Origin of the sequence: Mesorhizobium sp. B2-4-15, from assembly GCF_006658505.1 — a bacterium.
GTDB lineage: Bacteria > Pseudomonadota > Alphaproteobacteria > Rhizobiales > Rhizobiaceae > Mesorhizobium.
Map to the genome: position 1 here is coordinate 17517 of NZ_VFUZ01000034.1, position 22813 is coordinate 40329.

Genomic DNA, 22813 nt, shown 5'->3' on the forward strand with positions numbered 1-22813 from the left:
AGCGGTCGGACCGGCCCTCACAAAACCCGGGACAGGAACTCGCGGGTGCGCGGCGATCGCGGGTTGGCGATCATCTCGCGCGGCGCGCCACGTTCGACGATCACACCACCGTCCATGAAGACGAGCTGATCGCCGATCTCGCGGGCGAAGCCGATCTCGTGGGTGACGACGACCATCGTCATGCCGCTTTCGGCGAGATCGCGCATCACCTGCAGCACCTCGCCGACCAGTTCCGGATCGAGCGCCGATGTCGGCTCGTCGAAGAGCAGCACCTTCGGCTTCATGGCCATGGCGCGGGCGATCGCCACGCGCTGCTGCTGGCCGCCGGAAAGCTCGCGCGGGTAGCGGTCGACCTTGTCGGCAAGGCCGACGCGCCGCAGCAGGACTTCCGCTTCGGCCTTGGCCTGATCGGCGGGAATGCGCCGCACCTGCGTCGGCGCCTCGATCAGGTTCTCCATCACCGTCATGTGCGAGAACAGGTTGAACGACTGGAACAGCATGCCGATCTCGGCACGGCGCTGGCACAGGAGATCGTCCTTGACCTCATGGAGCCTGTCGCCCTGGAGGTCGTAGCCAACGAACTGGCTGTCCACCAAAAGAATGCCGGCGCTGAGCTTCTCCAGATGGTTGATGCAGCGCAGGAACGTGCTCTTGCCGGATCCCGACGGGCCGATGATGCAGGCCACCGATCCCTCGGAGACATCGAGGTCGACGCCCTTGAGGACCTCGAGCGGGCCATAGGACTTGCGCACGCCGCGCGCGAACACCATGGAGTTGGCCGGCACGCCGAAGCGGGCACGATTTTCGGACTTCACATCACTCATCGGGCAACGCCGCGCAGGCTGATGGCGTTGCGCAGGGCACGCATCGTCAGGGGATCTCGTCGGGTGTCGCTGCGGCCGAAATGGCGTTCGAGGAAATGCTGTCCCACCGACATGATGCTGACCACCGCGAGATACCAGAAGGCGACCACGATCAGCAGCGGGATCGTCTCGAAGGTGCGCGCATAGATGCTTTGCGCCGTGTAGAACAGGTCGTCGACGGCGATGAAGGTCACCAGCGAGGTCATCTTCAGGAGATTGATCGCCTCATTGCCGGTCGGCGGCAGCACGAAGCGCATCGCCTGCGGCAGCGTGATGCGCTTCAGGATCATGCGGTAAGGCATGCCGAGCGCGCTCGCGGCCTCCGACTGGCCTGATGGCACCGATTTGATGCCGGCACGGATGATCTCGGCCATGTAGCCGGCCTCGCAAAGCGAAAGCGCGACGACGGCGGAAAGGAACGGCGTCATGAAATCATTGGTGCGCACGGAAAAAAGCGTGCCCAGGAAAGGCAGGCTGAGCGAAATCTCGCGCACCAGCAGCGAGAGATTGAACCAGAAGATCAGCTGGATCAGGGCCGGGACACCCCGGAAGAACCAGACATAGACGCCCGCGAAGCCACGCAGCACCGGACTCGGCGACACCCGCATGATGGCGATGACGGTGCCGACCACGATGCCCAGCACCATGATGATGACGGTCAGCATCAGCGTGTTGCCCAGACCACGCATGATCGAGGGATGGAACAGGTAGCCGGCCGCCGTGCCCCAGGCGAAGGCGGGATTGCTGGCGAAGGCGCGGATGATCAGGAAGGCCAGCAGCAGGGCGAACGCCGTGCCGACCCAGATGCCGTAGCGGCGCTGCGGCACGACGGTCAATCGCGACACGGCAGCGGCAGCGCCCGGCTCGACGCCGATCTCGGTCTGGTGGGCCACGCCCATCAACAGTCTCCTGGTTGCTGGCCGGCGCCTGATTAAGGATCAGGCGCCGGGTAATTTCATTCGGCGCGGAGCGCGTCCATGGACCCGACGAAGTAAGGTTCCTTGATAGCGTAGGCGCCCATGCCGTACTTCTCGAGGATAGCCTTGTAGGTGCCGTTCTTGAACAGCTCGGCAAGTGCTGCCACCATCATGTCGGCGGTCTCCTTGTCGTCCTTGGCGATCGCCATGCCGAGGGGCGCAACCTCGTAAAGCGTCGGCAGCACCACCAGTTGCCCCTTGCTGGTCACCTCGAAATAGCTCGACGCGGTCGCATCGTCCATACGAGCGTCGACGCGATCGGACAGTACGGCCTGGACGATGTCGGTCGAGGAGTTGAAGACGGACTTCTCGATGGCCGGCTGGCCCTTGTCGGTGCACTCCTTGCCAAGCTTGTCGACGAGGAAATCCGAGGCGCTGCCGGCCGAGACGCCGATGCGCTTGCCGCAGAGCGGAGTGTCGCCGCTGAAGCTCGCCTTCTTCTCGGGCGACGTCGAGACAGCCAGCCCAGCCTTCAGGAACATGACGAAATCGACCTGCTTCAACCGCTCGGGCGTGGCCGAGAACGTCTCCCAGGCGATCTTGAAGCGGCCGGCGGCAAGCCCGGGTATCATGGAAGGAAACGGCGTGCGCTGCACGTCGAGCTTGGCATCGACGAGCTTGGCCACCTCGCCGGCCAGTTCGATGATGATGCCGGTCTGCTTGCCGTCGGCATCGAGATATTCGAACGGCGCGAAGTCCAGCGTGTTGGCGACGGCGAGCGTTCCGCTCTGCTTGACGTCTGTGGATTTCGGTACCTCGGCGGCCCGGGAAATCCCACCCCAGACGGTCGCGGAGATCGCCAGCGCAAGGCCGGTCATTCGCAGATATGCATTCATTGCTGTTCCCCTTTCTTTTGCTTGTTTGCAGTCTTCATCAGGCAAAACCACGCAAAGTCCGGGCCGGTCTCCGTTCGGAACCGGCCCGTGCTCGGCATTCGCCTACGCGTTGGCCGCTTCCGCCGCCTTCTTCTTGCGGTAATGGTAATTCTTGTCGATGCGCTCCATCAGGTAGTCACCGTAGAGCACCGGCTCGTATTTCGGCTGCGTGCCGGCCGGCACGCAGACCGGCAGCGCCTCGATCGTCTCGTCCATGGATGGATCAAAGAAGAAGGGCTGCGAATAGCGCTCGCGTCCCGAGCGGTTGATGACGCGGTGCGGCGTCGAGACGAACTGGTCGTTCGACCAGCGCGCCAGAATGTCGCCGACATTCATGACGAAGGAATCCGGGACCGGAGGTGCTGGAACCCAGTCGCCGGCCTTGTTCTTGACCTCGAGGCCGCCGACATCGTCCTGCGCAAGCAAGGTGATGAAGCCGTAGTCGGTGTGCGGCGCCGAACCGAAGAGCCCTTCTTCCTGGGGCTGCGTCGGATAATGCAGCAGCCGCAGGAAGGTCGTCGGCTGCTCGAAATAGCGGTCGAGGCTGTCGGAGGGCAGCCCGAGCGAGAGCGCGATGGCGCGGACCATCTTGCGAGCGAGCGTGCACATTTCATCGACATAGCGCTCGATCGTCTGCCTGAAGCCCGCAACGGCGGCCTCGTCCGGCCACTGGTTGGGGCCTTGCAGCGGCTTTTCGGCCAGGGCCCTGGGGTCTTCGGCGCCGACCTCGTGCATGAAGAAGATCGACTCGCTCTGATTGGGCTTGCTGACGGTCGCCACCGACGAGGTCACGATGGTCGAGCCGGCAAAGGGCAGGTAGCCGCGGAAATTCTTGTCGATCTTCAGCTTCGCCTTTTCGTCCTCGGGCAAGGCGAAGAAGCGCTTGCTGGCTTCGCGGACGGCTTCGACGTCGGCGCGCGGAATGGGGTGGCCGGTGACATAGAGGAAGCCGATCGTCTCGAGATAGCGGCGCAGCGTCGCCGCCGTGGCCCGGATCGCGCCCTCGTCGTCGCCATAGAGCGCGGAGACGTCGAGGATTGGAATTTCGGAAAAATCGCCGCGCTCTTGTGCATCCATTTTCGAACACCCTGTCTTGAACATAAGATACAGTACTGTATTTCTACACATCCGAGCGGCCTCATCAATAGGCTTTCGATCGCAAAAGGAAGGACGCGGCATCATGGCACCACGCAAGATCATCATCGACACCGATCCGGGCCAGGACGACGCGTTCGCGATCCTCTTCGCGCTAGGATCCCCGTCCGAGCTCGAGGTGGTCGGCGTCACCACGGTCGGCGGCAACGTGCCGCTTGCCCTGACGTCGAAGAACGCGCTGAAGGTGGTCGAGCTTGCCGGGCGGCCGGATGTGCCGGTCTATGCCGGATGCTCGGCGCCAATGGTGCGCAAGCTGATCACGGCCGAATATGTGCATGGCGAAACCGGCCTCGACGGTGCAGACCTGCCCGAACCGGTGACGCCGCTCAAGAGCGAACACGCCGTCAACTACATGGTGCGCACGATCATGGACGCGCCGGAGGGCGAGCTGACCGTCTGCACGCTCGGACCGATGACCAACCTCGCCATGGCCATGACCATGGAGCCGAGGATCGTGCCCCGCCTGCGCGAAGTCGTGCTGATGGGCGGCGGCTTCTTCCAGGGCGGTAACGCCACCCCCGCGGCCGAGTTCAACATCTTCGTCGACCCGCATGCCGCGCATAAGGTGTTCGACAGCGGCGCGCCCGTGACCATGGCGGGCATAGACTGCACCTACACCGCGCTGATGACGCCTGAATGGCTGGAGCGCCTGCGCGCAACCGGCAGTCGCGCCGCGATCGAGGCCGCGAACCTCGCGGACTTCTACCGCGAGTATGGCACCCACAAATTCGAAACGCCGGCGCGCCCGATCCACGATGCCTGCGTCACCGGCTATCTGCTGGCGCCACGGATCTATGAGCAGCGCCAGTGCGCGGTGACTGTCGACATCGTTTCGCCGGAGACGATCGGCATGACCGTGGTCGATTGGTGGCACGTGACCGGCCGGCGCAAAAACTGCAACGTCCTGCGGCGCATCGATCCGGCGCCGTTCTTCGAGCTCATGCTGGAGCGGATCAGCGCATTACCCTAAGCTAAGAGCCTTGTTTCCGTGCAATTCCGGACGGAAAACCACTTTTCCTGGAATTGCTTTGGCCTTCCGCGATAGATGGACTCCTGGAGAATCGCGGAGCGCATCGAAGCCGGCGAACGGGTTGGAGGCGTCGCGCATGGCGATGAAGGTCTTGACCACATGAAAGCGGACAGCGCCCCGGCAAGAGGCAAGAGACCGTCCAAGGCCGCCCCGGGTCAGAAGGTGGCGCGGCAGACGCTCAGCCGCGAGGCCTGGATCGCGGCGGCGCGCAAGGTGCTGGAGAAGCGCGGCATCGCAGAGGTCAAGATCGACCGTCTTGCCCAACAGTTCAAGGTGACGCGCGGCTCCTTCTACTTCCACTTCGCCAGCCTGGCCGATCTTCGCGACGGCCTGCTGCAAGAGTGGCGCGATATCAATTGCGCGCCCTTCTGGGCCATGCGCGACATGCACGATGTCGATGGCCTGCAGTTCTTCACTGACATCGTGCATGTCTGGGTGGATGAAGCGCCGTTCAGCCCATTGCTGGATCTGGCGGTGCGCGACTGGTCGCGAACGTCGAAGAAGCTGACGCAGGAAGTCAAGGACATGGACAACCTGCGCATCGAGCTCCTGATCCGCTCGTTCCGCGCCATGGGCTACCCCCCGGACGAAAGCCTGGTCAGGGCCCGCATCACCTACTTCCACCAGATCGGCCAGTACGCGCTGTCCTTCAAGGAAGATCCGGCGGTGCGCAGGAGCTACCAGCCGCTGTTCGGTGAAGTGCTGCTCGGACCACTTGTGCAGGAGCCGGGGACAGCGCCACGGCCGTCGGAGATGAAGGGCGGACGGCGGTAGAAGGCGGCCTTCGGTTAAGGCACGACCAAAGACGACCTTCGTGAGGCGACAACGGCGGGGCGGCTTTGTGCCTCATCGATGGATTGTGCCGACCACCGGGACGCTGTGGACTGATGATCTTATCGGTATCGGCTGAGCCGCGGATCTGTGCTAGGCAGCGGCCCAATCAATCAAAGGACGACACCGTGAACGAATTGACCGTGGCCGATGCGACCGAGAATATCTATGCCTCACTGCGAGCGGACAATGCCGACCTAGACGCACATATCGCGACGCTCAAGGCAGCGCTGACACGAGAGGGGATTAAGCAGGCAGTGTTCGATCCGACCAGATTGGTGCAGAACAACCGCTCGGGTCGCAAGTTGATGCAGGCTTATTTTCGGCAGCGCGGAGTGAGCGTGAAGTTTTCTGACTAAGTCTGGCATTCATCTGAAGATTGCCCCTCACGCCGTCTTCTGCGTCACCAGCCCCAGTTCCTCCACCATCGCCTGGCGCATCAGGAATTTTTGCGGCTTGCCGGTCACCGTCATCGGCAATTCGGTGCGGAAGCGGATGTGGCGTGGCACCTTATAGTGGGCGATCTGGCCGGCGCAGAAGGCCTTGATCTCCTGCTCGGTGGCGATCTGGCCAGGTTTCAACACGATCCAGGCACACAGCTCCTCGCCATATTTGGCGTCGGGAATGCCGAACACCTGCACTTCCCGCACCTTGGGATGGCGGTAGAGGAATTCCTCGACCTCGCGCGGATAGACGTTCTCGCCGCCGCGTATGACCATGTCCTTGACCCGGCCGACGATGTTGCAATAGCCCTCTGCGTCTATTGTTGCGAGGTCGCCGGTGTGCATCCAGCCGTCGCTGTCGATCGCCTCGCGGGTCTTTGCCTCGTCGTCCCAATAGCCCTTCATCACCGAATAGCCGCGCGTGCACAGTTCACCCGGCGCCCCGACCGCAACGGTGGCGCCGTCGGCATCGACCGCCTTGACCTCGACATGGGGGTGGACGCGCCCGACGGTGGAGACACGCTTTTCCAGGGGATCGTCGACGCCGCTCTGGAACGAGACCGGGCTGGTTTCGGTCATGCCATAGGCGATGGTCACCTCCGACATATGCATCAGCGACACCACCTTCTTCATCACTTCGATCGGACATGGCGAACCGGCCATGATGCCGGTGCGCAGGCTGGTAAGATCGAATGTGTCGAAATCCGCGTGGTCGAGCATGCCGACGAACATGGTCGGCACGCCATAGAGGCCGGTGCAGCGCTCCTGCGAAATGGCATTCAGCGTCAGGCCGGGATCGAAGCCCTCGCTCGGGAAAACCATGGTCGCGCCCTTGGAGACACAGCCCATCGTGCCCATCGACATGCCGAAGCAATGATAGAGCGGCACCGGGATGCAGAGCCGGTCATCGACGGTGAGCTTGATCGCCGAGGTGACGAAGTTGCCATTGTTGACGATGTTCGAATGGGTGAGCGTCGCGCCCTTGGGTGCGCCCGTCGTGCCTGAGGTGAACTGGATGTTGATCGCCTCGTTCGGCTTCAGCCCCTCGGAGATGCGGTCGAGGCTGTCGTGCTCATCGCGCCCGGCCATGGCCAGCACGTCGCCGAAATTGAACATGCCTGGCGAATTGTCCTCGCCCATGCGGATGACGATCTTCAGTGACGATAGTTTCGTTGCCTCGAGTTTGCCAGGCGTGGCCGTTGCGATCTCCGGCGCCAGCGTCTCGATCATGCCGAGATAATCCGAGGTCTTGAAGCTGGCGGCGGTGACGAGCGCCTTGCAGCCGACCTTGTTAAGCGCATATTCGAGCTCGATCAGGCGGTAGGCCGGGTTGATGTTGACCAGGATCAGGCCGATGCGGGCGGTAGCGAATTGCGTCACCAGCCATTCCCAGCGGTTGGGCGACCAGATGCCGACACGATCGCCCTTTTCAAGGCCAAGTGCCAGGAAGCCGGCGGCCAGCGCATCCACCGTGTCCGACAGTTCGCTCCAGGTGAAGCGCTTGTCCTGGCCCACGAAGACGGCGGCATCAAGCGTGCCGTATTTGCTGACCGTGTCGGAGAAAAGCGCTGGAATGGTCTTGTCGAGCAGCGGCACCTTGCGCTCGCCCGAGACATGCGCCCTGCCGTCAAGGGGTGCGATGAAGACGCTGCCGGCGCGCGCACCGCGTCCGCGGAGATTGGTGGCGTTCTTCAGCTCGTCGAGATTGACCGGCATCGCTGTCTCCTCCAGCACAGCGCCGAGCCTATCAGCCTACCGGGACGGTGGAAACTGGGTATTCCCTGCCCTTGAGGGGGTGCCGAGCGTAGCGAGGCGGGGGTGGAGCCGTCTCACGTCGAGCACTGCCGCAAGGACCCCACCCGTCCATCCGCCTTCGGCGGCTGTCCACCCTCCCCTCAAGGGGGAGGGAGAGCGCTCATTTTCGTGACGATGTCGCGCAAGATGGCTTCATCGCCTGCGGAACGAGCTTTCTTTGATGCGACCAGGCAGGCTTGCGACTTCAAGACCACGCCGTCGCTCAACACCTTGAGATGATTGGCACGCAGCGTCGAGCCTGTGGTGGTGATATCGACGACGACATCGGCAAGCCCGGCGGCCGGCGCGCCTTCGGTGGCGCCGAGGCTCTCGACGATGCGATAGACCTGGATCCCGTGTTTCTGGGAGAAGAACTGCTGCGTCAGCCGCCAGTATTTGGTGGCGATCCTCAGGCGTCGGCCATGGCGCTGGCGGAAATCGGCGGCGACGTCGTCGAGGTCGGCCATGGTGTCGACATCGAGCCAGATTTCGGGCACCGCCACCACGACATCGGCATGGCCGAAGCCGAGGCGGGCCAAGATCTCGGCGCGGGTCTCCCAATCGGCGAGATTTTCCCGCACAAGGTCCTCGCCGGTGATGCCGAGATCGACCGCGCCCTGGCCGATCTCGCCCGCTATCTCGGAAGCCGACAGAAAGGCGACCTCGACATTGTCCAGGCCCTCGACGCGGGCATGATATTTGCGTTCGTCGCCGGGCAGGCTGATGGCGAGGCCGGCCTTGGCCAGCGCCTCCAGCGCCTGCTCCTTCAGCCGGCCCTTCGACGGGATCGCCAGCGTGATCATCGTGCCGTCTCCCGCAACGCTTCGATGCGGTCGAGCCAGACGGAAAAGCCGACACCGGGGATCGCGGTCCTGGCGCCGAGCAGCGTCAGCAGCCGGTCATAACGGCCGCCACCGGCCAGGGGACGCTCGCCATCCTGCGCGGCAATCTCGAAGACGACACCGGTGTAGTAGTCCAGCGGACGGCCGAAGGCGGCGTCGTAGCGGATTTTTCCCGCAGGCAAACCATGCGCCTCGATCGCCCTGGCGCGGGCGGCAAACTTTTCAAGCGCTGCGCCCAGCGAAAGCCCGGCGCCGTCGGCGAAGGTGTCCAGCGCGTGCGCCGCGCCATCGAGCGGCACGTCGATCGCCAGAAAGCCCTTCAGCGCCGCGAAGGCTTCGTTCGACAGCCGCACGCTGCGCAATTCGGCCTTTTCGATCAATCGCCGGGCAATGTCGGACGGCGAACGGCCGGCCGATGCCGAGAGCCCGGCTTCCTCCATGCCACCGGCAATGTGCGCCGAAAGGGCTTCGAGATCACCGTCGAGGACAAGTGCCGCGACCGGGCCGGAAAGCTGGCCGTTGCGCGGCGGATTGGCGAGATCGGCAAGGGCTGCCTGCAGCATCGGCGCCGAACCGAAGGCGCGGGCCAAGCGCATGCGCCAGCCGCGCGGCAGCCCGAGGGCGGCGAGCACCGCCTCGAAAATGCCCTGGTCACCCAGCGTGACCGTGAGGGATTGGCCGGGCAGCACCAGCGTGAGCAGTGCGTGCGCGTCGGCCACGGAGCGGGCATCGGCTGCAGCCGTGTCGCGGTCGCCGAGATCCTCGATGCCGGCTTGGAAGAACTCGTTGCCGCCTTCGCGGCGCTGGCGAAACACTTCGCCCAGATAGGAATAACGGCGCGGCGTTCCGGCCTGGGAGCGGATATGGTCGAGGCAGACCGGGATGGTGAATTCCGGCCGCAGGCACATCGTCTGGCCGGTCTCGCTTTCGGTGAGGAAGATGCGGCGGCGCAAGTCCTCGCCGGCCATGTCGAGGAACGGATCGGCCGGCTGCAACACAGCTACCTCGACCGGATGGGTGTCGCGGGCGGCGAAGAGGCTGGTGATGTCGGTTGAAATGGCGGGGTAGCGGGAGGTCATGGAAAGGTTGGGCGCGAGGCACCCCCCTTGGCGCGATCGGATGCCTGCGCAGCCAAAATCTTCTTCACCTCCGCAACCAGATCACCCTCGGCCACCGTCACCTGCGCCGGCCGCGCCGCACGCCATTCGGCATTATCGGTGATCTCGGCCGACATGCGCGCGCCTTCAATCAGGTCCTTGATCTGCAGTTCGCCCTTTGCGCGCTCGTCACCGCCCTGGATGATTGCGACAGGACAGCCGCGCCGGTCGGCATATTTGAGCTGCGCCTTCATGCCGGCGCCGCCGAGATACATTTCGGAGCGGATGCCGGCGGCGCGCAGCTCCGCCACCGTCTTCTGGTAGCGGCCGAGGCTTTCGATGTCCTTGTCCATGACCAGCACGACGACCGGCGCGATCACCTCCGAAGTGTCGAGCTTGCCGAGGTTCTTCAGCGCCGTCATCAGCCGCGAAACGCCAATGGAGAAGCCAGTCGCCGGCACCGGCTCACCACGGAACCGCGAGACCAGGCCATCATAGCGCCCGCCGCCGCCGACCGAGCCGAAGCGCACGATCTGGCCGTCCTCATTGGGGATTTCGGCCAGCAGTTCGGCCTCGAAGACGGGGCCGGTGTAATATTCGAGACCGCGCACGACCGAGCGGTCCATGGCGATACGGTCCTCGCGATATCCCGCCGCCCTGACCAGGGCTTCAATCGTCGCGAGTTCGCCAACGCCCTCCTGGTAAGTCGTGTTCGCGCCGACATTGGAATCCTGGCCAGCCTGTCCGTTCCTTGCCGTCGCAAGAAGAACGGCTTCGGCCTGTGCGTCGTTCAGCCCGGCGCCCTTGGCGAAGTCGCCTTCGCCTTCCTTGCCGCCATCCCAGCGCCCCGGACCAAGCAGGAGCCGCACGCCTTCCGGCCCAAGCTTGTCCAGCTTGTCGATGGCGCGCAGCACCGTCAGCCGGCGGCCGGCATTCTCTTCGCCGCCAAGCCCGATCGCCTCCAGCACGCCGTCGAGCACCTTGCGGTTGTTGACGCGGATGACGTAGTCGCCGCGCTTGATGCCGAGCGCTTCCATCACGTCGGCCATCATCATCGCCATTTCGGCGTCGGCGGCGACGCCCGGCGTGCCGATCGTGTCGGCGTCGAACTGCATGAACTGGCGGAAGCGGCCTGGACCGGGCTTCTCGTTGCGGAACACCCAGCCCGAGCGATAGCTGCGGTAGGGCTTGGGCAGGCGCTCGAAATTCTCGGCGACAAAGCGCGCCGTCGGCGCGGTCAGGTCGTAGCGCAGCGACAGCCACTGGTCGTCATCGTCCTGGAAGGAGAACACGCCTTCGTTCGGCCGGTCTTGATCGGGAAGGAATTTTCCCAGCGCATCGGTGTATTCGATCAGCGGCTGGTCGGCGGGTTCGAAACCATAGAGCTCATAGACCGAGCGGATCGTCGCCATCATCTTCTCGACGGCGCGGATGTCCTCGGCGCCGCGGTCGGCAAACCCGCGCGGCAGCCGCGCTTTCGTCTTTTCCGATTTGTCGGCCATGAGTTGGGCACCTGGTGTTTCGTGATGTTTGCAGGTCAACAATGTTGCGATTTTCGCAATGCGCGTGTCCTAACCGATGCTGATTGGTGCGGCAAGGCCAGGCGAAGCCCGCTTCGGCAAGCCGTACCAAACCACTAGGGAAATGCACCAATTCCGCCACAAGCAGCATTGTGCCGACACAATCGCAACCGACAAATCGCGCGGAGACAAGGGGATTTGGCGATGGCGACGGGACGGAAATTCGATATCGTTGACGCTGGCGACGTATGTGCGCATCTACGCCCTGCCAACACCCATATTCACAAGATGACAAGCCATGCGGCGGGCCCATTCGAGCCGACATCCGGTGAAGTCGCTGGGCCCACCATGCGCGATGCGCTAGTGACCGGACTGCTGGTGATCTACCCTGCTCTTGCCATCGTGGCGGCCATTTTCGCCGGGCTTTACATGTCCAGAACCATCGGCGCCTGATAGGCCGGCGCCGGGGCGCAGGCGCCGCCGCTACTTCGGCCGCTTGAATGCCTTCCGTTCCTTCTCAACCTCCTTGCGGCAGACACACCCTTCGAGATGGTCGTTGACCAGGCCCATGGCCTGCATGAAGGCGTAGACCGTGGTCGGGCCGACGAAGCTCCAGCCGCGCTTCTTCAGTTCCTTCGAAATCCGTACCGAGACCGCCGTGGTCGGGTTGGCGCGTAGATGGGCGAGATCAACGATCTCGGGCCGCTCCTCCTTGCCGGGTTCGAACTTCCAGAACCAGGCGGCCAGCGAGCCGAATTCGTCGGCCATTTCACGGGCGCGTTTGGCGTTGTTGATGGTCGAGACGATCTTGCCGCGATGGCGGATGATGCCGGCATTGCCGAGCAGGCGCTCGACATCCTTGTCGGTGAAGGCGGCGACCTTGTCGAAGTCGAAGCCGGCGAAGGCCTCGCGAAAATTCTCGCGCTTGCGCAGGATGGTCAGCCACGACAGGCCCGACTGGAAGCCCTCGAGGCAGATCTTTTCGAACAGCCTGCGGTCATCGGCCACCGGCCGGCCCCATTCATGATCGTGATAGTGCAGATAGTCGGGCAGATTGCCATGCCAGAAGCAGCGCGCGACACCGTCGGGACCGGCGAGCAGGCCGGTGTTTTCTTGTTGCATGCCTAAAATCCATTCCTTAACGCACTTTTGCGCTGCTTTACCGTGGCTTTACCAGATTCCTGAACGCGGCGGTAACCACACCAAAAGGTTTACTGACAGTTCCGCATTTTACGCATTCCGATTCATGTTTCGGTTGCCGCTGGCGCGCCAATGATCGCTGAACCGGGGAGCGTTTCCACCCGGTTGTATCAGACGATCAAGGTGCGTTCCCGATGAAGAGAGTCCTGTTTCCCTTGCTCGGCGCCGTGGCTGTGTTTGCCGCCGGTGTCACGCCATCCACCGCCGGCGACCGCTATGCCGACAGGCCGCCCGTGATGGTGAGCCCCGACCTTTCCGCCCCGTGGGTGCTGCAGCTTGGCCATGCGCCCGGCATCGTGCGGCAGAACCGTTCGGTCGCGCAGCAGCAGCCGCGCCCGCGCTATGCGCAGCCGCAAGCACAGCCCGACCGCTTGCAGACGGCCGCCGTGCAGACGCCGGCCAAGCGCATGGTGATGCGCCCGCAGATCAACCCGATCTACCTGCCGCAGGAAGTCGACTATGACGGTGGGCAGAAGCCAGGCACGATCGTGATCGATACGACGCAGAATTTCCTCTATCTGGTCGAGAAGAACGGCAAGGCGCGGCGCTACGGCGTCGGCACCGGGAAGCCGGGCTTCGAATGGTCGGGCACGCACAAGATCACCAACAAGCGTGTCTGGCCGGACTGGCGCCCGCCGGCGCAGATGATCAAGCGCGAAGCGGCCAAGGGCCGCTACCTGCCGACCTATCTGGCTGGCGGCATCGAGAACCCGCTCGGCGCCCGCGCCCTCTATCTCGGCACGACCGAATATCGCATCCATGGCACCAACCAGCCCTGGACGATCGGTGGCGCGGTGTCGTCGGGCTGCATCCGCATGCGCAACGAGGACGTCGTCGACCTTTATGAACGGGTCAATGTCGGAACCACGGTCGAGGTGATATAGTGACAGCGAATCAGCCGGTTAAGCAGTGCTGAGAAGGTTTTGGCGCGCTGTTGCCCTCAAGCCATAGCGCGCTGTTGGAAGACGTGCTTAGACTGGCAACGAGTTAACGGGGGACGGGCCGTGTGGGGATACGGCCAGTCACGAGAGGGCAGCACGGGTAACCGGGCTGCCCTTTTCGTTTCATGGTGCGACAGGTCGCCCCGGAGGCACGGTGTTTCGTTTTCAGGGCTGATTTCCGGGCCATGCTCTGCTATTGCAGTGCACAATCTCCCCACCAAAGGTTCGAACTATGTCCCTGTCCGACGACAGCCGCTATCTCAAGGGCGGCCCGGTTGCCCAACGCATCATCGCCGCCGTGCGTCAGGATGCGGCAATTGCCAAAGCCGAGGGTTTTCCGCCCAAGCTGATCTCGATCACCGTCGGCGATACGGATGCCGTCGATGTCTATGTGCGCAACCAACGTGCCAAGGCTCAGCTCGCCGGTATCGATTTCGAGGAAAGACGTTTTCCCGCCACCATCACCTCAGGCGAATTGGAGGCGGCAATCCATGGCCTGAACGCCGATCCGCGCGTCACCGGCATCATCATCCAGAGGCCGGTGCCAGCGCATATTCCGATCAAGACGCTGCAGGCGGCGGTGCATCCGCTGAAGGATGTCGAGGGCATGCATCCGGCCTCGATCGGCAACATCGTCTACAACCAGCTCGATCTCGCGCCCTGCACGGCGGCCGCCTCGGTCGAGTTGCTGAAGGAGACAGGCCTCGATCTCAAGGGCCTGGAAGTCGTGGTCGTCGGCCATTCGGAAATCGTCGGCAAGCCGATCGCCTTCCTTCTGATGAGCGAAGGCGCGACCGTCACGGTCTGCCACCACATGACGCGCTCGGTCGCCGCCCATGCACGCCGCGCCGATGCGCTGTTCGTCGCCGTCGGCAAGCCGCGGCTGATCAAGGCCGACATGGTGAAACCAGGGGCTGCCGTCATCGACATCGGCATCAATTCCGAAATCGGGCCGGATGGGGCGAGCCGCATCGTCGGCGACGTCGATACCGAAAGCGTGCGCGAGGTCGCCTCCTGGATCACGCCTGTGCCAGGCGGCGTCGGCCCGATCACGGTGGCGATCCTGCTGCGCAACACGATGGTGGCGCTCAGCCGGCAGCGCGCGCTTTACGAGGCGACTTACGGTACGGCGGACAGGCTCGCGGCCGAATAGGCTCCCGATTCTTATTCTGCCGCGATGAGGCTGTTCTCGAGCACACCGTCTGGCTTCGGCCCGCCATAGGCCCAGTCGAGCAATTTTACCGTGTGCACCACCGGCAACTTCGCGGCGGACGCGATCTGCGTGATGCAGCCGATGTTGCCGGTGGCAATGATCGAAGCGCCGGTCGCCTCGATGTTCTTCACCTTGCGGTCGCGCAGCCTGGCCGAGATCTCGGGCTGCAGGATGTTGTAGGTGCCGGCCGAGCCGCAGCACAGATGGCCCTCGCGCGGCTCCCGCACGATGAAACCGGCCCTGGCCAGCAGTTCCTTCGGCTGGCGGATGATCTTCTGACCATGCTGCATCGAGCAGGCCGAGTGGTAGGCAACGACCGTGCCTGGCTTGCGCACCGGCTCGGGCAGATCGAGGCTTGCCAGATATTCGGTGATGTCCTTGGCCAGCGCCGACACACGCGCGGCCTTGTCGGCATAGGCCGGATCGAGGCGCAGCATGAAGCCATAGTCCTTGATCGTCGTACCGCAGCCCGACGCGGTGATGATGATGGCATCGAGACCGCCCTGGTCGATGGCGCCTGTCCAGGCGTCGACATTCTGCCGTGCCGAGGCAAGCGCTGCTTCCTCGCGCCCCATATGATGAACCAGCGCGCCGCAGCAGCCCTCCCCGGGCGGCACCACCACCTCGACACCGAGCCGTGTCAGCAGCGAGATCGTTGTGTCGTTGATGGCGGGGTCGAGTACCGATTGCGCGCAGCCGGTGAGGATGGCTACGCGCCCCTTTTGCGTGCCCTGCCCGGCATGAATGCCCGGCGACGCCAGCGGCGAAGCCTCTGGGATCGATGTCGGGGCGAGCCTGAGCATCGCGCCGAGCGGCTTAAGCGCCGGGACCTTCTCGAACAGGCCGATGAACGGCTTGCCCAGTTTCGCCAGTTTGAGCGCGGCTCGAAAGCGCTGGGGATAAGGCAGCACGAAGGCCAGCATGCTGCGGGTCAGCCGGTCGAGCAGCGGCCGCTTGTACGTCTCCTGGATATGCGCGCGCGCATGGTCGACCAGATGCATATAGTTGACCCCCGATGGACAGGTGGTCATGCAGGCCAGGCACGACAGGCAGCGGTCAATATGGGTGACGATCTCCTTGTCGGCGGGACGGCCGTTCTCCAGCATGTCCTTGATGAGATAGATGCGCCCGCGCGGTGAATCGAGCTCGTTGCCAAGCGTCACATAGGTCGGACAGGTGGCGGTGCAGAAGCCGCAATGCACGCATTTGCGCAGTATCTTTTCCGATTCCGCGACATGCGGATCGGCAAGCTGGGCGGATGAGAAATTCGTCTGCATCTGATGTCCTAGGCCATGCGGCCGGGATTGAGGATGTTCTTCGGGTCGAATTCCTGCTTCAGGCGCAGGCTGAGCGCGGCAAGCGCCGGCGCCTGCGGTTCGAACACCGGCAGCGCCGTGCGATGGGCGGGCGCGGCGCGCGCCAGCGTCGCGTGGCCGCCGCCATGTTTGCGCAACAGCCCCCGCAGCAGGGCCGCTTCCGGGTCGCCCTCTTCCATGCGCAGCCATACCAGTCCGCCCTGCCAGTCATAGAAGGCGCTGACGGCGGCCTGCATGCGCAAGGTCAGCACCATCTGGTGCGCTTGCGAAGGCGCCATCGACACGCGCCAGACCGGCTTCTCTCCGCTATCGGCGAAGGGCCTGATATCGCGTATGTCGCGCCAGATCAGCCGCGAAGCCTCGCCGGCAATCTCCTCCAGCGGCCCGGCCTTGCCGAGCAGCGTCTTCAGCGCGGCAATGCGATAGGCAACCGACGGACCAAAGCCCTCGACGCGCAGCAGCGTGGCGGCATCGCTGCCGAGCGCGCCGCCGGCGACGCGCGCGGCAATGCGCTCGGGCAGATGGGCGGCGCTCGACACTTCCGCGCTGCAGCCGAGCGCCAGGGCCATGGCGGCGGCGGCCGCATCATCAAGCAATCCCCTGATCGCCAGGGTGACTTCGGCTTCAGCCGCAGGCAGCACCTTGAAGGTAACGTCGGTGAACACGGCCAAGGTACCCCAGCTGTTGGCCATCAGCTTCGACAGGTCGTAACCGGTGACGTTCTTGACCACGCGGCCGCCGGATTTGAAGGCTTCGCCCCGGCCGGAGATCACATTGATGCCGAGGATATGATCGCGAGCCGCGCCGGCCTTCAGCCGGCGGGGGCCGGACAGGTTCGCGCCGAGCACGCCGCCGATCGTGCCTTTGCCCGGCTCGCCGCCCAGCAACGGACCATAGTCCATCGGTTCGAACGCCAGTTGCTGGCCGTTCTCCGCCAGCAGTTTCTCGATCTCGGCCAGCGGCGTGCCGGCTTTCGCCGACAGCACCAGTTCGGCGGGTTCGTAGAGCGTGACACCGGTGAGCCTCGACAGGTCGAGCGTGTGTTCGGTCTGCGGCGGACGGCCGATGCCACGCTTGGAGCCATGGCCGAGGATTTCGAGCGGCGACTCCTCGGCCACCGCCCAGGCGACGGTGGAAAGGACTTCGTCTGAGGTGGAGGGGGTGAAGATGGTCATGCACGCGTGCCCTTCCTCTGCCCCGCAAAGCGGGCGAGAGGTGATAGGTCGCGTTTCTTCACACCCCCCTCTGTCCTGCCGGACATCTCCCCCGCAAGAGGGGAGATCAGATGCCGCATCGGATTTCGCCAACATCCAATGTCGGTTGAATGGCGAGACGCCGGAACTGCTAATCTCCCCCCTTGCGGGGGAGATGTCCGGCAGGACAGAGGGGGGTGTTCAAGCACCAACATGTCCCTCAAAACCTCGGAATGTCGGGAAACGCCACTTGCCCGCGATGCACGTGCATGCGGCCGAGTTCGGCGCAGCGGCGGAGCTGCGGGAACACCTTTCCCGGATTGAGCAGGTGGTTGGGATCGAAGGCGCATTTGACGCGCATCTGCTGGTCGAGGTCGACCTGATTGAACATTTCCGGCATCAGGTCGCGCTTCTCGACGCCCACGCCATGTTCGCCGGTGAGGACGCCGCCGACCTTGACGCAGAGCCGCAATATGTCTGCGCCGAAGCTTTCGGCCTTGTCGAGTTCACCCGGTACGTTGGCATCGTAGAGGATCAGCGGGTGCAGATTGCCATCGCCGGCGTGAAAGACATTGGCGACGCCGAGCCCATATTTCTGCGACAACTCGCGCATGCCGTGCAGCACGCGCGGCAGTTCCTTGCGCGGGATGGTGCCGTCCATGCAGTAATAGTCGGGCGAGATGCGGCCGACCGCCGGGAAGGCTGCCTTGCGGCCGGCCCAGAAGCTCAAGCGCTCCTGCTCGGACTGCGAGATGCGGCAGGTGGTCGAGCCGTTGCGGATGGCGATCGCCTCGACCGCGGTGATGAGATGATCGACCTCGACGACAGGCCCGTCGAGCTCGACGATCAGCAACGCCTCGACATCGAGGGGATAGCCGGCATTGACGAAATCCTCCGCCGCCTGGATCGCGGGACGGTCCATCATTTCCATGCCGCCTGGAATGATGCCGGCGCCGATGATGTCTGCGACACACTGGCCGCCCTGCTCGCTGGTCGGAAAGCCGATCAGCAGGGCTCGCGCCGTCTCAGGCTTCTTCAGGATGCGGACCGTGACCTCCGTGACGACGCCGAGCAGTCCTTCCGAACCGGTCATGACGCCAAGCAGGTCGTAGCCTTCCGCGTCGAGATGGCTGCCGCCGAGCCGCACCACCTCGCCATTCATCAGCACCATCTCGATGCCGAGCACATTGTTGGCGGTGAGGCCGTATTTCAGGCAGTGCACGCCGCCGGAGTTTTCCGCGACATTGCCGCCGATCGAGCAGGCGATCTGGGAGGATGGATCGGGGGCGTAGTAAAAGCCCTCCTGCTCGACGGCGGTGGTGATGCCGAGATTGGTAACGCCCGGTTGGGCAACGACGATGCGATTGGGATAGTCGACCTGGAGGATGCGGTTGAAGCGGCTCATGACCAGCAGCACAGCATCTTCCAGCGGCAGTGCGCCGCCCGAGAGCGAGGTGCCGGAGCCGCGCGGTACGACACGGATGTTGCGGTCGTTGCAGTATTTCAGCACGCGCGACACCTGCGCCACCGTTTCAGGCAGCACCACGACCAGCGGCAATTGCCGATAGGCGGTGAGCCCGTCGCTCTCGAAGGCCCGCATGGCGTTGGCGGCATCGACCACGCCCTCGCCCGGCACGATGATGCGCATGTCGGCGACGATCTCGTCGCGATGGCGCATCGTGGCATCGTCAGGTTGCGGCATGGCCAGGCCGGACATCAGCAGCCTCATTCTGGTTGACTGGTCAAAATCTTTTACCAGTACGGCACGCCCGTTGCAAATGCTGCTTTGGTCGAGACCGCAAGTCGAGGTCGAGACGGGCTTCCGCAGCGGCAATCTGCCGCTGCCCTCCCCCCTCGAGGGGGAGGTGGACGCGAAGCGGCCGGAGGGGGTCGTCTCACCTAGATCCCGACTTCATCTCCTGGCGCGAAGGAGGGGTTGGCGCTCTACGCGAGGCGACCCCCTCTGTCGCCTTTGGCGACATCTCCCCCTCGCGGGGGGAGACTACGCGCCTATTCGCCGGCGTGCTTGCCGGGCTCGGAATGCATGCGGCGCACACGGCGCACGCCCCACCAGACCAGCAGGATGGCGACCGGCACCGAAGCGGCGGTGACGACTTCCGGCGCGAAGGCATGGCCAAAGATCGAGGCGCCCTTGGCGACATAGCCGATGAGGCCGACGACATAATAGGAGACGGCGGCGACCGACAAGCCTTCGACGGTCTGCTGCAGCCGCAGTTGCAGGCGAGCGCGGTTGTTCATCGAAGCGAGCAGGTCGCGGTTCTGCTTTTCAACCTCGACATCGACCCAAGTGCGCAGCAGCGTCGTGGCGCGGGTCAGCTTGCGCGACAGGTTGGCCTGGCGCTCCTCGACCGAGCGGCAGGTGCGCATGGCGGGTGCGACGCGGCGCTGCAGGAACCCTTCCCAGGTGTCGTAGCCGGGCACGGCTTCCTCTTCGAGTGCTTCCAGCCGCTCGACCACGATGCCGTCATAGGCGCGGCTGGCGCCGAAGCGGTAAAGACTCGAGGCCGCATCCGCCTCCAGTTCCGCGGCAAGTTCGGTGAGGTCGGCGAGCAGCGTCTGGCTGTCGCGGGTCTCGGCGACCTTCATTTCCAGCGTGGTCAGGGCCAGCCTGTCCTCGATGCGGCGGGCGCGGCCCGACAAGGTCAGCGCCAGCGGCAGGCCGAGCATGGCGAGCGTGCGGTAGGTTTCGATGTCGATCAGTCGCTGCGACAGCGCCCCGGTGCGCGCCGGCGTCAGGCCGCGATCGAGCACCAGTATGCGGGTCATGCCGTCGCCATCCTGTCGGAAATCGGTGACGATTGCCGCGTTGCCGCGCTCGACCAGCGAGTAGCACAGGCTGGTCGGGTCGAAATCGGCGATCAACCGCTCGCTCACCTGTGTCCATTTGCGGATCTCGAGCCGGATGCCCGAAATGACGGTGCCCGGCGGCGAAAAGCCGTTGCCGAACGGCGAATCCTCCTGCCCCCTACCGTTTTCGGAGAGCGGCCCTTCCCACAGATAAGTCGAGAATTCCGTATGCCGCTCCCAGCGCAGCGAGCCCTTGCCCCACTTCATGGCGTGGTGACGCGCCTGGCGGTCGGGCGCGGCAATGCCAAGACGCCGCGACAGTTCGGAAAGCACGGCATGATCGACCCCGGAACCGCCTTCGGTCATGAAGGCGAGTTGCACCAGGACGCGCGGCTTTTCGATCAGCGGATGCGGCCGGGCATGCACCTCGCCCAGCGCGCCGGGCCGGCCCTCATGCGCGGGGAAGCCCATGACGCTGCCCTTGGCACGCGGCTGGAATTCGAGATTGGACGGGTCGTCTGACACGGCTGGTCCCCCGGGTTTCCTTGACCCTCTTGCAGTCGCGTCCCTCTAGGACCAATCGCCTGATGACGCAAACAGCAAAGCTTAGCCGAAGGTGATGGAACAGCGCGCGGCAATGCCGGCCCACCCTGACCAATTGGATAAATAATTTGACCAGTTGGCGACGCAGGCTTTATCCTGCGTGATACCGGTTCACCTTCCAGGCAATCTGTTGAGCGATATTTTTTCCAGGATCGAGCATTCGCGCACCGCCGACGAGGTGGTGCAGCAGATCGAGAGCCTCATCCTCGAAGGCGTGCTGCGCACGGGCGACCGGTTGCCGGGCGAGCGCGAGCTGGCACGCCAATTCGACGTGTCGCGGCCGATCCTGCGCGATGCGCTGAAGGCGCTCGAAGGACGCGGCCTGCTGACCACGCGCCCAGGCGGTGGCACGCATGTCGCCGACATTATCGGCCAGTTGTTCACCAAACCGGTGGCGGACCTGATCTCGATGCATCGCAAGGCGGTGACCGACTATCTGGAATACCGCCGCGAGATCGAAGGCATAGCCGCCGAATATGCGGCGCGGCGCGCCACCCCCGAGGATCTTGCGCTGCTCGACCGCATCATGGCGCGCATGGACGAGGCGCATCGCACCGGCGATTTCGACGACGAGGCCGAAATCGACGTCGAGTTCCATCACGCGATCTGCGAATGCGCGCACAACATCCTGCTGCTGCACACGCTGCGCTCCTGCTACCGGCTGCTGTCGGAAGGCGTGTTCCAGAACCGGCTGCTGGTGTTCACCGTGCCCGGCGCGCGCGAGGCGCTGCTTGCGCAACACCGGGCGATCCATGCCGCGGTGAAGGCCGGCGATCCAGCCGGAGCCCGTCAGGCGGCGATGGACCATATGACCTATGTCGAGCGGTCGATGGCGGAAGCCGAGCGCAGCGGCGACTGGCAACGCGTGTCGCGGCTCAGACTGCGGCAGCGCTCGGAGGCCGGCGATACCGAACCAGCACGCAGACGCTCCTAGTCAATTCGATCAAGCGGGGACCATCATGAGCGACATTCTCACCATCGCAGACCTCAAGGATCTCGCGCGCCGGCGCGTGCCCAAGATGTTCTTCGACTATGCCGACTCCGGTGCCTGGACCGAGAGCACCTATCGCGCAAACGAGGAAGACTTCCAGAAGATCAAGTTCCGCCAGCGCGTGCTGGTCGACATGAGCAACCGCTCGCTGGAATCAACCATGATCGGCCAGAAAGTGTCGATGCCGGTGGCCCTGGCGCCGACGGGCCTGACCGGGATGCAGCACGCCGATGGCGAGATGCTGGCGGCGCAGGCCGCCGAGGAATTCGGTGTGCCCTTCACGCTGTCGACGATGAGCATCTGCTCGATCGAGGATGTCGCCTCGGTGACGAAGAAGCCATTCTGGTTCCAGCTCTATGTTCTGCGCGACAAGGATTTCGTGCTCGACCTGATCGACCGGGCGAAGGCGGCGAAATGCTCGGCGCTGGTGCTGACGCTCGACCTGCAGATCCTCGGCCAGCGCCACAAGGATGTCCGCAACGGGCTTTCGGCGCCGCCCAAGATGACGCTGACCAACATCATCGACTTGGCCCTCAAACCGCGCTGGTGCCTGGGCATTGCCGGCACCAAGCGTCGCACCTTCCGCAACATCGTCGGCCATGCCAAGGGCGTCGGCGATGTCTCTTCGCTGTCGTCCTGGACGACGGAGCAGTTCGATCCGCAGCTGTCGTGGAAGGACGTGGCGTGGATCAAGGAGCGCTGGGGCGGCAAGCTGATCCTGAAAGGCATCCTCGACAAGGAAGACGCGCTGATGGCGGCCAGGACCGGCGCCGACGCGATCATCGTTTCCAACCATGGCGGGCGTCAGCTCGATGGTGCGTCATCGTCGATCATGGTGCTTGAGGAAATCGCCGATGCGGTCGGCGATCAGATCGAGGTCCATATGGATGGCGGCATCCGCTCCGGCCAGGACGTGTTGAAAGCGCTTTGCCTCGGCGCCAAGGGCACCTATATCGGCCGGCCATTTCTTTACGGCCTGGGCGCGCTCGGCAAGGAAGGGGTTACCAAAGCGTTGGAAATCATCCGCAAGGAGATGGACATCACGCTGGCGCTGTGCGGAAAGCGTTTGGTCACCGACATGGGCAAGGACCAGCTCCGGCGCTAGTCAGTGACATCCGACC

The 22813-nt window shown here is 64.2% G+C and carries 21 protein-coding genes; 8 read left to right on the plus strand and 13 right to left on the minus strand.

Going from position 1 to position 22813, the window contains the following annotated elements; translation table 11 throughout:
• Window positions 1-17 precede the first annotated feature (17 nt).
• The 4 genes from FJ930_RS27070 to FJ930_RS27085 form a co-directional block, all read right to left on the minus strand.
• Entirely contained in the window at window positions 18-824 is an 807-nt protein-coding gene (locus FJ930_RS27070) for an amino acid ABC transporter ATP-binding protein (RefSeq protein WP_141840824.1), read from the minus strand.
• Entirely contained in the window at window positions 821-1762 is a 942-nt protein-coding gene (locus tag FJ930_RS27075) for an amino acid ABC transporter permease (RefSeq protein ID WP_141840825.1), read from the minus strand. Before FJ930_RS27075 ends, FJ930_RS27070 begins: the two co-directional genes overlap by 4 nt.
• Window positions 1763-1818: 56 nt before the next feature.
• Window positions 1819-2676, minus strand: a complete 858-nt coding sequence (locus tag FJ930_RS27080) for an ABC transporter substrate-binding protein (protein ID WP_141840826.1) — start codon at window positions 2674-2676, stop codon at window positions 1819-1821.
• A 102-nt stretch (window positions 2677-2778) separates the two neighbouring features.
• The gene (locus tag FJ930_RS27085; RefSeq protein ID WP_141840827.1) at window positions 2779-3792 is read right to left on the minus strand and encodes a 2OG-Fe(II) oxygenase family protein; all 1014 of its coding nucleotides are present in this window, start codon (window positions 3790-3792) and stop codon (window positions 2779-2781) included.
• 103 nt (window positions 3793-3895) lie between these two features.
• On the opposite strand from FJ930_RS27085, the gene FJ930_RS27090 reads away from it, so the two are divergent.
• The 3 genes from FJ930_RS27090 (at window position 3896) to FJ930_RS27100 (ending at window position 6090) form a co-directional block, all read left to right on the plus strand.
• The gene (locus FJ930_RS27090; RefSeq protein ID WP_141840828.1) at window positions 3896-4840 is read left to right on the plus strand and encodes a nucleoside hydrolase; all 945 of its coding nucleotides are present in this window, start codon (window positions 3896-3898) and stop codon (window positions 4838-4840) included.
• Window positions 4841-4999: 159 nt separating this feature from the next.
• A complete protein-coding gene (locus FJ930_RS27095; RefSeq protein ID WP_141840851.1) occupies window positions 5000-5674 on the plus strand; it encodes a TetR/AcrR family transcriptional regulator in 675 nt (224 codons plus the stop codon).
• 185 nt (window positions 5675-5859) lie between these two features.
• The gene (locus FJ930_RS27100) at window positions 5860-6090 is read left to right on the plus strand and encodes a hypothetical protein (protein ID WP_141840829.1); all 231 of its coding nucleotides are present in this window, start codon (window positions 5860-5862) and stop codon (window positions 6088-6090) included.
• A 27-nt stretch (window positions 6091-6117) separates the two neighbouring features.
• On the opposite strand, the gene FJ930_RS27105 is transcribed toward FJ930_RS27100, so the two are convergent.
• From FJ930_RS27105 to hisS, 4 genes are all read right to left on the minus strand, one after another.
• The gene (locus FJ930_RS27105; RefSeq protein ID WP_141840830.1) at window positions 6118-7890 is read right to left on the minus strand and encodes an AMP-binding protein; all 1773 of its coding nucleotides are present in this window, start codon (window positions 7888-7890) and stop codon (window positions 6118-6120) included.
• Window positions 7891-8069: 179 nt separating this feature from the next.
• Window positions 8070-8771 (minus strand): ATP phosphoribosyltransferase, encoded by a 702-nt coding sequence (hisG, locus tag FJ930_RS27110; RefSeq protein ID WP_141840831.1) that lies wholly within the window; start codon window positions 8769-8771, stop codon window positions 8070-8072.
• Entirely contained in the window at window positions 8768-9889 is a 1122-nt protein-coding gene (locus FJ930_RS27115; protein WP_141840832.1) for an ATP phosphoribosyltransferase regulatory subunit, read from the minus strand. The genes hisG and FJ930_RS27115 overlap by 4 nt, the downstream gene beginning before the upstream one ends.
• Window positions 9886-11409, minus strand: a complete 1524-nt coding sequence (gene hisS / locus FJ930_RS27120; protein WP_141840833.1) for a histidine--tRNA ligase — start codon at window positions 11407-11409, stop codon at window positions 9886-9888. Before hisS ends, FJ930_RS27115 begins: the two co-directional genes overlap by 4 nt.
• A 222-nt stretch (window positions 11410-11631) precedes the next feature.
• Here hisS and FJ930_RS27125 point away from each other — a divergent pair, with 222 nt between their 5' ends.
• Entirely contained in the window at window positions 11632-11880 is a 249-nt protein-coding gene (locus FJ930_RS27125) for a hypothetical protein (protein WP_140748853.1), read from the plus strand.
• Between the two features lie 30 nt (window positions 11881-11910).
• Here FJ930_RS27125 and FJ930_RS27130 read toward each other — a convergent pair whose 3' ends face one another.
• Window positions 11911-12549 carry a DNA-3-methyladenine glycosylase I gene (locus tag FJ930_RS27130; RefSeq protein WP_140766228.1) on the minus strand — a complete coding sequence of 213 codons (639 nt, stop codon included), beginning with the start codon at window positions 12547-12549 and terminating at the stop codon, window positions 11911-11913.
• A gap of 212 nt (window positions 12550-12761) precedes the next feature.
• Here FJ930_RS27130 and FJ930_RS27135 point away from each other — a divergent pair, with 212 nt between their 5' ends.
• Window positions 12762-13511, plus strand: a complete 750-nt coding sequence (locus FJ930_RS27135; protein ID WP_141840834.1) for a L,D-transpeptidase — start codon at window positions 12762-12764, stop codon at window positions 13509-13511.
• A 289-nt stretch (window positions 13512-13800) separates the two neighbouring features.
• Window positions 13801-14721 (plus strand): bifunctional 5,10-methylenetetrahydrofolate dehydrogenase/5,10-methenyltetrahydrofolate cyclohydrolase, encoded by a 921-nt coding sequence (locus FJ930_RS27140; protein WP_140610926.1) that lies wholly within the window; start codon window positions 13801-13803, stop codon window positions 14719-14721.
• A gap of 11 nt (window positions 14722-14732) precedes the next feature.
• Here FJ930_RS27140 and glcF read toward each other — a convergent pair whose 3' ends face one another.
• The 4 genes from glcF to FJ930_RS27160 all read right to left on the minus strand — a co-directional run bounded on the left by glcF (window position 14733) and on the right by FJ930_RS27160 (window position 20623).
• A complete protein-coding gene (gene glcF, locus FJ930_RS27145; protein ID WP_141840835.1) occupies window positions 14733-16058 on the minus strand; it encodes a glycolate oxidase subunit GlcF in 1326 nt (441 codons plus the stop codon).
• Window positions 16059-16066: 8 nt separating this feature from the next.
• Window positions 16067-17272 (minus strand): FAD-binding protein, encoded by a 1206-nt coding sequence (locus tag FJ930_RS27150; protein ID WP_141840836.1) that lies wholly within the window; start codon window positions 17270-17272, stop codon window positions 16067-16069.
• Between the two features lie 238 nt (window positions 17273-17510).
• Entirely contained in the window at window positions 17511-19007 is a 1497-nt protein-coding gene (locus tag FJ930_RS27155) for an FAD-linked oxidase C-terminal domain-containing protein (RefSeq protein ID WP_141840837.1), read from the minus strand.
• 293 nt (window positions 19008-19300) lie between these two features.
• Entirely contained in the window at window positions 19301-20623 is a 1323-nt protein-coding gene (locus tag FJ930_RS27160; protein ID WP_141840838.1) for a DUF3422 family protein, read from the minus strand.
• Window positions 20624-20831: 208 nt separating this feature from the next.
• Here FJ930_RS27160 and FJ930_RS27165 point away from each other — a divergent pair, with 208 nt between their 5' ends.
• Entirely contained in the window at window positions 20832-21635 is an 804-nt protein-coding gene (locus FJ930_RS27165; protein WP_141840839.1) for an FCD domain-containing protein, read from the plus strand.
• 25 nt (window positions 21636-21660) lie between these two features.
• A complete protein-coding gene (locus FJ930_RS27170; protein WP_141840840.1) occupies window positions 21661-22797 on the plus strand; it encodes an alpha-hydroxy acid oxidase in 1137 nt (378 codons plus the stop codon).
• Window positions 22798-22813: the final 16 nt, after the last annotated feature.